Annotated in this window: 9 protein-coding genes; 3 read left to right on the top strand and 6 right to left on the bottom strand. The window is 56.4% G+C overall.

The features are described from left to right. Nucleotides 1-9: 9 nt before the first annotated feature. The 5 genes from CKO12_RS05595 to CKO12_RS05575 form a co-directional block, all read right to left on the bottom strand. Nucleotides 10-5190, bottom strand: coding sequence for an Hpt domain-containing protein (locus CKO12_RS05595; RefSeq protein ID WP_200153751.1), 5181 nt, complete (start codon nucleotides 5188-5190; stop codon nucleotides 10-12). Nucleotides 5191-5234: 44 nt separating this feature from the next. Next, on the bottom strand, nucleotides 5235-7244 hold the full coding sequence (locus CKO12_RS05590; RefSeq protein ID WP_200153749.1) for a methyl-accepting chemotaxis protein: 2010 nt from the start codon (nucleotides 7242-7244) through the stop codon (nucleotides 5235-5237). Between the two features lie 17 nt (nucleotides 7245-7261). Continuing rightward, nucleotides 7262-7861, bottom strand: coding sequence for a chemotaxis protein CheW (locus CKO12_RS05585; RefSeq protein ID WP_200153747.1), 600 nt, complete (start codon nucleotides 7859-7861; stop codon nucleotides 7262-7264). 5 nt (nucleotides 7862-7866) lie between these two features. Continuing rightward, a complete protein-coding gene (locus CKO12_RS05580; RefSeq protein WP_200153746.1) occupies nucleotides 7867-8289 on the bottom strand; it encodes a response regulator in 423 nt (140 codons plus the stop codon). Nucleotides 8290-8467: 178 nt separating this feature from the next. Continuing rightward, nucleotides 8468-8881 (bottom strand): response regulator, encoded by a 414-nt coding sequence (locus CKO12_RS05575; protein WP_200153745.1) that lies wholly within the window; start codon nucleotides 8879-8881, stop codon nucleotides 8468-8470. Between the two features lie 103 nt (nucleotides 8882-8984). Here CKO12_RS05575 and CKO12_RS14650 point away from each other — a divergent pair, with 103 nt between their 5' ends. Both CKO12_RS14650 and CKO12_RS05570 read left to right on the top strand, forming a co-directional pair. Then, on the top strand, nucleotides 8985-9245 hold the full coding sequence (locus CKO12_RS14650) for a hypothetical protein (RefSeq protein ID WP_207146276.1): 261 nt from the start codon (nucleotides 8985-8987) through the stop codon (nucleotides 9243-9245). Between the two features lie 585 nt (nucleotides 9246-9830). Beyond that, nucleotides 9831-11006 carry an alkaline phosphatase family protein gene (locus CKO12_RS05570; RefSeq protein ID WP_200153805.1) on the top strand — a complete coding sequence of 392 codons (1176 nt, stop codon included), beginning with the start codon at nucleotides 9831-9833 and terminating at the stop codon, nucleotides 11004-11006. 5 nt (nucleotides 11007-11011) lie between these two features. Here CKO12_RS05570 and CKO12_RS05565 read toward each other — a convergent pair whose 3' ends face one another. Next, complete coding sequence (locus tag CKO12_RS05565) at nucleotides 11012-11377, bottom strand: hypothetical protein (protein WP_207146275.1); 366 nt, start codon at nucleotides 11375-11377, stop codon at nucleotides 11012-11014. 703 nt (nucleotides 11378-12080) lie between these two features. Between CKO12_RS05565 and sufB the strand changes: the two genes are divergently transcribed. Beyond that, nucleotides 12081-13526, top strand: coding sequence for a Fe-S cluster assembly protein SufB (gene sufB, locus CKO12_RS05560; protein ID WP_200153742.1), 1446 nt, complete (start codon nucleotides 12081-12083; stop codon nucleotides 13524-13526). Nucleotides 13527-13536: the final 10 nt, after the last annotated feature.

The following is a 13536-nucleotide window of genomic DNA, read 5'->3' as shown; positions in this document are numbered from 1 at the left end:
GACGCTTTTTTATACTGGCTGCGTTGGGGCTGATTGCTCTTCTAATAATGAGTGAATTTCGTTAAGTAATTCCAATTCTTGATACGGTTTGCCGAGATAACGATTGACTCCTAGCGCCGTTGCGTATTCACGATGTTTGGCGCTGGTGCGGGAGGTAATCATAATGATCGGTAAATTCACCAAGGCTTCCGAGCGCCGAATGTGTCGCGCCAGTTCATAGCCATCCATACGCGGCATTTCTACATCTAGCAATAATAAATCGGGGCGATTTTCATCTAATAAGGTGAGTGCCTCAACTCCATCTTTTGCCGTCAACACTTCCATATTTTGCCGCCGCAATAAGCGGCTGGTCACGCGCCGCACCGTCAGCGAATCGTCGACAACCATCACGCAAATTTGCGGTTTCGTGGGTGCCGCCAGCGTTGCGTTCGGGCGATAAGTGGCGACTGCGCCCGACCGCAGCAGCGCCAGCGCGTCGAGAATCAGCGCCACGCGCCCATCCGACAAAATGGTGCCGCCGCTCAACCAGCGCACCCGCGCCAATTGCGGGCCGAGCGGTTTGACCAAAATGCGTTGGCTTTCAATCAGGGTGTCAACGTGCAGCGCGACGCGCTGTTCGCCGAGCCGAATCAGTAACACCGGCAGCCAGCGCCGGTCGCCAATGTCGGGCTGTTGCTCAGGATCAAGCACGCCGCCGAGATAGACGACGCGATAGTGCTGCTCGCGCACCGTGAAGCGGTCATTTTCGCCGCGATAAATGGCCAGCAATTCTTCGCGGCTGATGCGGGTCGCGGCCTCCACCGTGCCATGCGGAATGGCGTAAATGTTGTCGCCGGCGGAAACCAAAAACGCTTCGATGATCGCCAGCGTCAGCGGCAGGCGGATGGTGAAGCGAGCGCCTTGGCCGGCGACGGAGCCGAGGGTGATGGAACCGTTGGCGGCTTTGATTTCTGAGGCGACCACGTCTAAACCGACGCCGCGCCCGGAAATCTGCGTGACTTTTTCAGAAGTGGTGAAGCCGGGTTCGAGGATGAATTGGAGCAGGGCATCGTCGGGCAAGACGGTGTCCGCTGCCAGCAAGCCGAGGCTGATCGCTTTGCGGCGAATAGCTTGTAAATTCATGCCTTTACCATCATCGCTGAGGCTGATCACGGCGTCGTTGCCTTCACGATGCAGCGCCAGCGTCACCCGCCCGGTTGCGGATTTGCCAGATTCCAGCCGGGCTTCGGGGTCTTCTAAACCGTGATCGACGGCGTTGCGCAGCAAATGTTCCAGCGGCGCGACGAGGCGATCAAGCACGGTGCGATCTAATTCCACTTCGGGGCCGATGACTTCCAATTGCGCGGATTTGCCGAGACTGTCGGCGGTTTGGCGCACCAGCCGCTGCAAGCGCGGCACGACCTGCACAAATGGCACCAGTCGCGTGCGCAGCAAGCCATCTTGTAAATCGTCGGCGAGCCGCGCTTGTTGGGTCAGCAAATCGGTGAATTCACGTTGATAGCCAGCCAGCATGTCGCGGATGCTGACCAGATCGTTCACGGTTTCCACCAAGCTGCCGGAAAGCTGCTGAATTTTAGAAAAGCGATCCAATTCAAGCGGATCGAAGGCGCTGTCGTAGCCGGACAGCTCGCCGTCACCTTGGCGCTCGAAGCGGTGCATGATCTGGGTTTGGGTTTCGATGTCGAGCTGGCGCAACTGCTCGCTGAGGCGGAAAACGGTCTGATCAAGTTCCCCTAAACTGAAGTTAAACAAGCCGTTGCGTTGGGTCAGGCGACCGCGATAGATGCTGATTTCGCCGGCGGCGTTGACCAGTTGATTGAGCAAATCCGAGCGCACCCGAATTTGGGTGCTGGCGGGCACGGCGCTGGCAGCGGTTTCCAGCGCGTGTTGCACCGCTTGCGGAGTCACGGTGACGGGCGATGCCGCTGCGCTCGGTGCTGGCGCAGTGAGCGGGGCGACTTCCAGACCGGACAGCGCAGCAACTAACTGAGTTAGACACGGAATCGGCTGATGTTGTTCGAGGGCATCGACCTGCACCGACAGCGCATCCACCGCCCGCTGCGCCAGCTCCAACGTCGTGTCATCAATGATGGCGTGATCTTCGGTCGCTGCTTTCAAGCGTGTTTCCAGCGCGTGGCTGAGATCGCCAATTGCCGCCAATCCGGTCAGACGCGCACTGCCTTTGAGCGTGTGGAGCAGGCGATTGATGCCATCAAGGGCGCTGATGTCCTGCGGCGCGAGCTGCCAAGCGCGAAACTGGGTGTCGAGATGATCAAGCAAATCTCGCGCATCTTCGAGAAAAATCCCCGCCATTTCGGGATCGGGGGCGGGCATGAAAAAGTTGTCAGGCGCGGGAGAGTTGTCAGTTGGCAGTTGCCAGTTGTCAATTGTGTGATCGTTTGGCGGTGGTGCGTCGTCAACTACTGCGGACGGCAGCGCAGCGGCAGCGTCGGTTGCCGAATCACTGACAACTGGCAACTGACAACTGCTAACTTCTTCGACAACTTCTTCCGCCAGCCGCCGCTCCAACTCAGCGCCCAATTCCACCAGCAACGCCGCGCCCGTTCCCAACGCTGGCAACTCATCGACCCGCAGCGCGATTGCCTCCACCGCCCGCGCCAGCAGCGCCAACAATGCCGCATCAACGCTGCCGCTTGCCGCCAGCACCGGCTTCAAACACAGCTCCAAACCCTTGCTCACGACCGCAATCGAATCAATCCCCGCCATCCGCGCACTGCCCGTCAAGGTGTGCAACGCCCGCTGCGTCGTTTGATCTGGTTGCGCCGTCCCCGTCGCCGCTTTCTGTAAAAAGTCTGTTAATTCAGCAAGATGGTCGTGCGTCTCGGTCTGGAAAATCCGCAATAACTCTTCATCAGCCAGAAATAAACTGTCGTGATCGGTGACTTGATCGGCGAGTTCCAACGGAGCGGGCAAGCTGTCAGAGACACAGTTGTCAGCGGCGGGATCGGTGAGCAGTGGCGCATCATCAGCCACTGCGGACGGCAGCGCAGCGGCAGCATCGGTTGCCAAATCACTGACAACTTCTTCACTGCCAATGTCTTCACTGACCACTGCGTTCTCTCGCAGCCACGTCGCCCGTTCCACCAACGGCTGAATCTCACACTCCCGCCGCTCCAACTGCGCCGTCAACAACGTCGGCAACAGCGCCACCGCCTCCGCCACCGCCTCCAAAATCGCCGGTGCTGGCGGAATCCGCTCTTCAGTCAAACGGTTGAGCAGCAACTCAAACGCCTGCGCAAAATCCGCAATTTGCAGCGCCCCCACCAATCGCCCGCTGCCTTTGAGCGTGTGGAAACTGCGCCGCAATGACGCCTGCGCTGCCGTATCAGTCGGATCAGCAACCCAACGCGCACATTGCAACTGCGCTGAAGTCGTTTCCTCCTGCGCCTCCTCCATGAAAATCTCAAGAAATTCAGGATCATCAACACCATCGCCCGCTTCAGCCGCCGCACTTGCAACCGGCAGCGTCGGCACATCATCCAGCTCCAGCGCCACTGCTGGCGCGGGAATCTCCGCCGGCGCGATGTCCACTGGCGCAGCTTCCAGCTCCCACGCGAACGCCAACTCACTCTCAGCCGCATCAACCGGTGCTGGCGCGACCTCGTCCGCCGGTTCTGCGAGCGGCAGCTTGACCAGCAACGTGCGCAACGCCGCACTGCCGCGCCCAATCAAACTGTCGCCAAACGGCACCGCGTCCTGCAAATGACCGATGAACAATTCCAACGCCGCCAGCGCATCCGCCAACTGCTCAAATTCATTGCCATCCGGCGCTTGCCCGCGCTGCACATACAGCCGCTCCACCACCTCCGCGAGCGCATCTGCCAACTGCGCTGCCGCCAGCTCGCCCAAAATCATCAACGCGCCCGCCACATTCAGCAAATGCGGCTTGACCGTCGCCAACTCCGCGCCCGCACCCGCGTCATCGTGGCAATTGAGCATCGCCTCCTTGACCCGCAGCAGCTCGTAACCGGCCTCTCGCAGCGTCGCCGCCGTCAATTCCGATAAATCCAGCGCCGGCGTCGCCACTTGCCGCTCGGAGCGCGGATGCAATGCCGCCTCAATTTCCAGCAGCTCCATCGCCACCGTTTCCCAACGCGCCGACTCCGCCCCCGTCACCGGCAATTGCTCCACCTGCGTCGCACACTCGCGCAGACGCGGTGCCACTGCCGCACCTTCCAGCGTGTCCGCCAGCTCACGCAGTTGTCCCGCCATCGCCGCGAGCGCCGCCGGGTCTGGAGCCGTCGCAATCTGATTAAACTCTTGTTTTAGTGCAGAAAAATGACTCAGCGCCGTCAACAGCACTTCCGCCGTTATCTCCTCAACCCCAGCGGCTGCCGTCGTCGCTGGCGCACCGTAGCGAAAATTGAACGGTGCCAACTGCGCACCAGAGACATCCATCCCGTTGAGCAGATTCAAAAATTGTTCAATCAGCGCCAGCGCATCCAGCCCCGCCACCTGCGGCGGCGTTTGCGCCAGCGGTTTCAACACCCGATCCAAATGACCGAGCAGCGACCGCAGCGGCGCATCAATCACCCGCTGCGTCTGCCGCACCGCCTGCGTGAACAGTTGCGCCAGTTGAAACAGATCGCCCACCACGCCCGCATCCGGCACCGCCGCCACTTGTCCAAACAGCTCGCCCAACGTCGTCAACACCCGATGCTCAGGATCACCGCGCAGCCATTCGACCAGATGGCGGTGATAGTGCGGACGCACCTTGCGCACCGCCGTCACCAATCGCGCCAGCGGTTCTGCTGCTAATTCATGGGCTTGTAACGTGATATTGAGCAATTCTGCCGTCGGCAACGGCGCTTCAGATCGCGCCGTGCGCAGCGCGTTGATGATTACCGCCAAGCGCAACGGCGGTTCCGCTGCGCCCGCATCCAACCGATCAAGATGCGTGGTCAACTGCGTCAGCGCCTGTTGCAGCACTTCTAGCGGCAACTCCGCCGGGGACGCAGCCAACAGCGACCGCAGCTCCAACACCAATCGCGCCGCGCTGGGCAATTGCAGCGCCAGCAACACGCCCTGCACTTGGTCAAGCGCCTGCAACACGCTCGGCGTCACCGCGCTGCCGCTGCCGTGCTCAACCAGATCACGCACCGGACGCAGCGTGGCGGCGATCTCGCCCTTGACCCACTTCAGCCCTTCAACCACCTGTTTTTCAGCCATGATTCCGGCGCTCACTGACAACTGACCACTGACAACTCAACCACCTACGGCAGCCGGAATCCCGCCACCGAGCGTTGCAACTCGTTCGACAACTTCGCCAACTCCTCCACCGAATCCGCAGCGCGGCGCGTGCCTTCCGTGTTCTCTTCGGTAATGGCGCGAATCGCCTGCACCGTGTCGTTAATTTCTGCCGACTGCCGCGACTGCCGCTGCGCAGAATCGGCAATCCGCTTGGTCAAATCAGCGATATACGCCGACACATTTTCAATCTCACGCAGCGCCTCGCCCGCGTTTTCGGCCAAATTCGCCCCTTCGACCACGCCGGCGATGCTCACTTCCATCGAACTGACCGCCTCGCTGGTGTCCGCCTGAATCGTGCGCACCAACACCTCAATTTTTTTCGTGGCATCGCGTGAGTTTTCCGCCAGCCGCTGCACCTCATCCGCCACCACCGCAAAACCGCGTCCCGCTTCACCCGCCATCGCCGCCTGCATCGCCGCATTGAGCGCCAAAATGTTGGTCTGATCGGCGATGTCGTCGATCAACTCCACGCTCTTGCCGATCTCCAGCGAGCTATCGCCCAAACGTTTGATCCGTTTCGCAGTTTCCTGAATTTGCTCCCGAATTGCATCCATGCCGGTGATCGTATCGCGCACCGTCTGCGCTCCCCGCCCCGCCACTTCCACCGACCGCGACGCCACCTCCGCCGACTCGCCCGCGTTCCGCGCCACCTCATCAATCTGAATCGTCAGCGACTGCACCGCCGCCGATGCCTGCGTGATCTGCTGCGCCTGCAAACCGCTGGCTTCCGCCAACCGCAGCGCGATGGCGCGACTGTCTTGGGTTGATTTAGACACGCGGCTGGCGGTGACATTGATGGTCGTCACCAAGCTGCGCAGCGCCTCAATCGCATAATTGATCGCGTCCGCAATCGCGCCGGTTTTCTCCTCCGTCACCGTCGCCTCAACGGTCAAATCGCCATTCGCCAAATCGCCCATCTCATCCAGCAGCCGCAAAATCGCGCCTTCATCGCGCACCGTCTGCGCCCGTGATTGCTCCTCGCGCTGCCGCGCTGCTCGCAGCGTCAACAAAATCAGCAATGCAAAACACAGCAGCGCAAAAGCCGAAAACAACAGCACCGCATTCGCACCGAGCGTCATCCCCAACAGCAGCACGAATTGTCCGGCGCTGCGGTAATCGACCACCAACGCCTCCAACGCTGTATCCAACTGGCTGCTGGTCGTGTTCACTTCGGGCGCTTGGTTGATAATTGCTTGTAACGCCTGAGTTTTTTCCAGCACGTCATCGCTGCTGCTGCGCAACATCGTCAGCAAGCGTGCCGTCTCATCCAACGCCGACCGCGCCCGTGATTGATCCGCCAATGTGCCCAACGTCGCCGCAAATTCATCGCGGCTGGTCGTGAAATCAGCAATCGCTTGCTGAGACGCCGCGCCGCCGTCCAGCCAGCGCGTCAGCGCCGCGCTCATCCGTTCCAAACGCGCAGCTTGCAGCCCGGCTTGCAGCGCCAAACTCGCACTCACGCCATCCGCAACGCTGCGCGTGCCCGCCTGTTTCATCGTTTTGTACAGCTCAGACAACAAACCATCGAGCGTGGTCAGGCGCTGGCGCAGCGTGACCAATTCCACGCTGGCGCTGAGAACGCGCTCCACCTTGGCATTGAGCGCCAGCCACGCGGTCTGCGCTTGCGCGGCATGTTCCACCAAGTCCCGCCCGGCGGTCGCATCTGGCGTGATCAAGTCCGCAAAATCCTTATCGAAACGGTCGCGCTGCGTCCGCAGCCGTTCCAATTCTTCCCGCTCACCTTGACCCGCAGCGCGGAGCGCCTGCACCAGCGGTGGAATGTGCGCCCGGCGCGCAGCAGCATCGAGCGCGTGACGGGTGTTGACGGCATCGCGCTCGTTTAATTGCAAATAACTCCACAGCGCCAGCGCCGCTAACAGCAAGCCACCCACCAACAGCGTCATCGCCGTCCACTGCGAGCCTTCCAAAAAGCTACCGGTCGTTTTTCCCGCCATCATCTTGAGTTTTGCCATCTCACGTTCTCTCGCGTTTACACCGTTGCCGCATTGAACAACGGGTCAGTGATTAACTGCCCCAGTTGCAGCACCGGCACCGGCGCATTGTCCACTAAAAAAGAGGCCTCGACGTATGGCTGACTGGCACCCAAACCTTCTGGCACCAGCGGCAGTCGGGTATTGAAGGGCACTGCCCGCATTCCAATCGCTTCCGACACGATCAAGCCACAGGGCAATTCGTCCTGCCTGACGATCAGCACCCGCTCCCGATTGCGTTTCTCGCGGCGGCGGTCAAATTTGGACGCAGGAGCAACTGGCTGCGGCGTGGTTTGCGTCCCTTCGATAAAAGCGGCGAGATGAAAAATCGGCAATAACACCCCGCGATTGTTGGCAATGCCAATCAGCCACGGTTTGGTGCCGGGCACTCGCGTGAGATCACGCGGCAGTTCCAGCACTTCCGAGACCTGCGCCAGCGGCGTCAAAAAGGGTTGGGTTCGCACCAGAAACAACACCGCCATCCAATGATCCAGCGGCGTATTGGGATCAGGCGCGACTGCCAGCCGCGCCCGACAACGCGCATCGAGATCGCGGATCAGTGCCTGAAGTTCGGCGAGTGAGCGGTGACTGCGTGCCATCGCCGTCAGGCACCGAGCAGGAGCCGAATCCGCTCCAGCAGCATCTGACGATCCACTGGTTTGACGAGATAATCATTCGCTCCCTGCCGCAGCCCCCAAGTGCGATCCGTCTGCATATCTTTGGTCGTCACCATGATGATTGGAATCTCGGCGGTGGCGGCATCGCTGCGCAGCATCCGCGTTGCCTGAAATCCATTCAAAATCGGCATGATGACATCCATCAAAATCATATCTGGATGCAAGCGCCGCGCTGCTGCGACGCCTTCTTCGCCGTTGGTAGCGACCTCAACTTGATACCCAGCTTTGGTCAGCAAGGTCGCCAAGATGCGTGTTTCCGTGGGTGAATCGTCAACCACCAACACCGTTTTTGAGGGCGCAGCACCAGCAGGTTGTTCGGATGCTTGCGCATTGGGATGTAACAATTTCATCTTCTGAGTGCCTGCAAACTGATTCAATGAAGAATGGCGCGATGTGGGGAATGATGATGGCGCGTGGAGTATAAAAAAATGGGAATGATGCCAATCACAATCCGGGCGGATAACATCAGCGGTTGGCAATTCAAAGCGACTGCGTGACTGCTCATCATTTTGACTTTTAATGTGCTATTTAAGGCAATATGGGCGCATCCGTTCCCGCGCCGAGTCGATTGCCTTGCACTGCTTGCAGCAATTCTTCACCCGTGAACGGTTTGGATAAATAATGCTGCGCACCGACTAAACGTCCTTTCGCCCGATCAAATAAACCATCTTTACTGGATAACATAATCACTGGCGTATGACGCAGCGCCGGATTACTTTTAATTAAGGCGCACGTTTGATACCCATCCAGACGCGGCATCATAATATCCACGAACACCAATTCCGGCTTAAAGGTCACGATTTTACCCAACGCTTCAAAACCGTCTTCGGCCACGCAGACCTCGCAGCCGGCTTTGAGCAACAGATTTTCTGCCGTGCGCCGGATCGTTTTGCTGTCGTCAATGACCAAAATGCGCACCCCATGCAAGTCAAGCGTCCCCATGATCTCGCGTCACCCTAAGCTGTGTCGTTTTGCCACGACGGTTAGCTAACTGTAGCTGTTTTATTCACATTTGCTGCCAAGTCAGTGTTGTTTGTTCACCGGCATGAATCACTCCAGCGCGTTTAGACGCGCTGGAGTGAGACGCGAGCTGTTTAATACTGACAATCAATTGGTGTTCATTTCTGAACGATCTCCCATTGCTGGGGTCATGTTTGCCTCGGCAACGTTGAAAAGGCTTGTCATGTCAGGAGCACGCGCAGCAGATAACTCATCACTGCGTTCCTTAAATCCTGACGAAAGTGGCAACCGCTGGCGTTCACAGTTGCATTTCTTGACCTTTCCAACGGAGTCCGCGAAGGACTGAGCCTGCACCTGTCGTGAACCATCAACCGCGATGGTTAGGGTTTACGAAAAGGGTTTAAAAACAATCATCTACAACGGCGGTTCAATTGATGAAGATTTGTACCATGCACGTTCGAGAGCGTCGATGTTAATCCGCTACTAAATATCTAACAAAATCTATACAAAAGCGTACAAATCTCGCTTTGATATATTCACACCGTCAACACAAAAGCCATGATGAAACGATGGTCTAACTTTGCTCTGGTGTGCATTTAAGGTCTCGGCTGTAACGTGTCCAGACCATGTCTTTCGATACGAAAATGAAGTTTTACAATCTTGAGCTTGGTTTTCGCTCGACGGTTTGATCCCCTTCACTTTCTTGGTTAAAGCGTAACACGCTTTCACCTAATTTTTTCCATAAGTAGGAGTTACGCAGTTGAAAGTTAAGTTGTTGATTTTTATGGAAGTGCTATTGTGCAGCGCACAAACTTACTTCAATAAAATCAAACATTTAGAAATCCAACTGCGTAACTCCTAATAAGTACAGATTTATGTAGATATGTATAGATTATTGCAAGCTGTTACTTACCCATCCACTATTCCATTCATGGCTGCCCACACTGCGCCGGACTATCAGGGCGGCAGCATCGTCAACCTGATGAGCAGCATTTTGCACGCGCACGGCGGGCAAGCGACCGCGCCGCCCTTGACCGGGCTGGCACCAGAACTGTTGGCGAGCGCGACGAATGTGGTGCTGCTGGTGATTGATGGTCTCGGCGCGGACTGGCTGGCGCAACACGCGCCGACGGGCATCTTGCAGCAGCACTGCGCCCAAGTGATGACTTCCGTCTTTCCGTCGACGACGGCGGCAGCGATCACCACCTATCTCACCGGCGTCGCCCCGCTGCAACATGGCATCACCGGCTGGTTCACTTATTTGCGCGAGCTGGGCTGCGTGATGACGGTGTTGACCGGCAGGCCGCGTTATGGCGGACAGTCGTATCAGGCCGCTGGCGTCGAACCGGCGCTGCTGTTCACAACGCCGCCGGTATTTGACCACTTGACCACGCCGAGCGTGATCGTGACGCCGCAATTCATCGCCACCTCCGATTTCAATCTCGCCCATCGTGGTCGCGCTGACCTCGTTGGTTATGAGGGGCTGGCGGATTTATTTCGCCACTTGCGGCAGGTGCTGCGCCGTCCGCGAGGAAAAAAGCGCCAGTTGGTGTACGCCTATTGGCCATCGCTTGACAGCATCGGGCATAAACACGGCATCAACAGCACTCCGGCAATCGCCCATTTGCACACGCTGGAGCGCGAAATTGCCGACTTGATGACGGCGGCAGCGGGAACCAATACCGTGCTGCTGGTGAGCGCCGATCATGGTCAAATCGACACCACTGCCGCCGATCAGATCATGCTGGCTGATCATCCTGAGCTTGCTGACAGTTTGTTGCTGCCGTTGTGCGGCGAACCCCGCGCTGCGTTTTGTTATGTGCGAGCGGGGCGTGTGCGCCAGTTTGAGGAGTATTGTCAGCAAGTGTTGGGTGAGCAGGTGACGATGGTGGCGAGCCAAACATTGATTGAAGCGGGATATTTCGGTTTGGGCGCGGCGCATCCGCATTTTGATGATCGCGTGGGTGATTATTGCCTGCTGCCACGCGGCACCCGCGTCATCCGCGATCACTTGCTCAGTGAAAAATCCTACACGCAGATTGGCGTTCACGGCGGCCTCAGCGCGGCGGAAATGAAGGTGCCGCTGTGCGTGTTGTCTAGCCGATAATCCTCTCAACGTGCTGGCGCGGGTGCAGCGGTAGGAGCGGCGGCTGGCGGTGGCGTTTTAATAGGCGGGCAAGTGCGCAAACATTCTTGGTGTTGGGTCTTGCAAAGGCTCAAATCCGCACCCAAACAAGCAACCGCTTGTAAACATCCCGGTTGTTGGTTGGCAATACAATCGTTGTGCTGCGTTTGCGTGGGACTAAACTGTTGTTGACATTCGGTTTCACGGAGCTGCTGGCGCTTTTCGCACTGGGTTTGCGCCCGCGCACAACGACTGACGCAGGCAGCATCCAGCGCCGCAATTGGCAGCAGCGCTGGCGGACGTGGCGATAGCTTGGCGAGCAATGGCTCAATCCGTTGTTTCACGGCAGACATTTGACAGCCACTGAGAAAAATGAGCAGGATCATTGCGCTGGGAAAGAGCAAACGCTGCGGGTGTAACATAGTAAAATTCTCCGCTATAAAAAAAGTAGGTTTGAACTGTAGCATAAATGACTGTCATCCTCGCACTTTGAATGACAGTGGCGCTGGTTGTTCACTGCCAATTGAAGTGTTATATCACGCTAAGTCAACTCTGAAAGAAGGAGGAAATTATCGGAATACACAATCGTTTTTTGCTTGAGAGCGTTGGAATTACTGTCAATAGCAACTTGAGGATATGCACATGAGCAAAGGCGAAGATAAAAAGAAAGAAACCAAGAAGCCAGCCGCGAAAACGATGAAGGAAAAAAAGGCAGAGAAGAAGGCAAAAAAATCTGGTTCTTGAACTGCGATTGCGTTCCGGCTTGATGTGATAAGCATTTACCGTCGCTTCTATATTACAGGGCGGCGGTATTTTTTGGCGCGATGTTTGCAAACCACGACTAATTGCAGCAGTTTGTCAGAAAGCGCACGCGATAGTTGTATGACCTGACCATCACTCAGCATATCATCTCGCCCGGTGATTCAGCGCGGCATTGCAATAACAGCGCGGTTTTAGCGCCGCAACGCCAGTACGCAATCACCTTGATTCAAGCGCCAACGGGCGTATATTAAAAACCAAGCAATCAACTCAAGTACAGCGGAGCCACACAGCGCGATGACCTCCACCACAGCCGTCAATGACCTCGTTAAATCTGAATATGAACATGGATTTACGACTGAAATAGCCTCCGATACCTTTCCGCCCGGTTTGGATGAAACAGTGGTGCGGGCGATTTCGCAGCGCAAGGGTGAACCGGAATTTATGACGGCATGGCGTCTAAAAGCCTATCGGCATTGGTTGACTATGACCGAACCGAATTGGGCCGCAGTTGATTATCCCAAAATTGATTTTCAAGCGATTTCTTATTTTTCCGCTCCCAAACGTCCAGAAGATGCGCCAAAAAGTCTCGATGAGATTGATCCCATATTATTAGAAACCTATCAAAAACTCGGTATTCCTTTGGAAGAACAAAAGGTATTGGCGGGAATTGCAGTTGATGCAGTGTTTGATAGCGTTTCCGTTGCCACCACCTTTCGTAAATCGCTGGCAGAAGTTGGCGTTATTTTCTGTTCAATTTCCGAAGCAGTGCATGATTATCCCGATCTCATTCAAAAATATCTCGGTTCTGTCGTCCCCTATACCGATAATTTTTATGCGGGATTGAATGCTGCCGTATTCAGTGATGGCACCTTTGTTTATGTGCCCAAAGGTGTGCGCTGTCCAATGGAATTGAGTACTTATTTTCGGATTAACGCCCGCAATACCGGACAATTTGAACGCACTTTAATTGTTGCCGAAGCGGGCGCTTATGTATCATATCTTGAAGGCTGCACTGCGCCGCAACGCGATGAAAATCAACTACATGCAGCGGTAGTTGAATTGATTGTGTTGGATGATGCGGAAGTGAAATACTCCACCGTGCAGAATTGGTATCCCGGCGATGCACAAGGAAAAGGTGGCATTTATAATTTCGTGACCAAGCGCGGTGATTGTCGGGGCGCTCGCGCTAAAATTTCATGGACGCAAGTGGAAACAGGTTCGGCAATTACTTGGAAATATCCCAGTTGTTTATTGCGCGGTGAGGGTTCGGTGGGTGAATTCTATTCGGTTGCAGTGACAAAAGGACGCCAGCAAGCCGATACCGGCACCAAAATGATTCATATCGGTAAAAATACCCGTTCGACAATTGTCTCTAAAGGTATTTCAGCGGGTGAGGGACAGCAAACTTATCGCGGTTTGGTGCGCATTGGGCAACGCGCTGAAGGCGCACGCAATCATACGCAATGTGATTCGTTGTTAATTGGTGATCGCTGCACTGCGAATACCGTGCCCTATATTGAAGTGAGAACGCCAACGGCGAATATGGAGCACGAAGCGACCACCTCAAAAATCAGTGACGATCAATTGTTTTATTGCCGCTCGCGGGGCTTGACAGAAGAAGATGCGGTTTCCATGATCGTGAATGGATTTTGCAAGGAAGTGTTTAATGAACTGCCAATGGAGTTTGCGGTCGAAGCGCAGAAGCTCCTGAGCATTAGTTTAGAAGGTGCGGTGGGTTAATGCGCATTGC

The organism is Chromatium okenii, assembly GCF_016583745.1.
GTDB classification, from domain to species: Bacteria; Pseudomonadota; Gammaproteobacteria; order Chromatiales; family Chromatiaceae; genus Chromatium; species Chromatium okenii.
The sequence above is the reverse complement of the archived record's forward strand: the minus strand, read 5'-3'. Positions and strand labels throughout refer to the sequence as shown.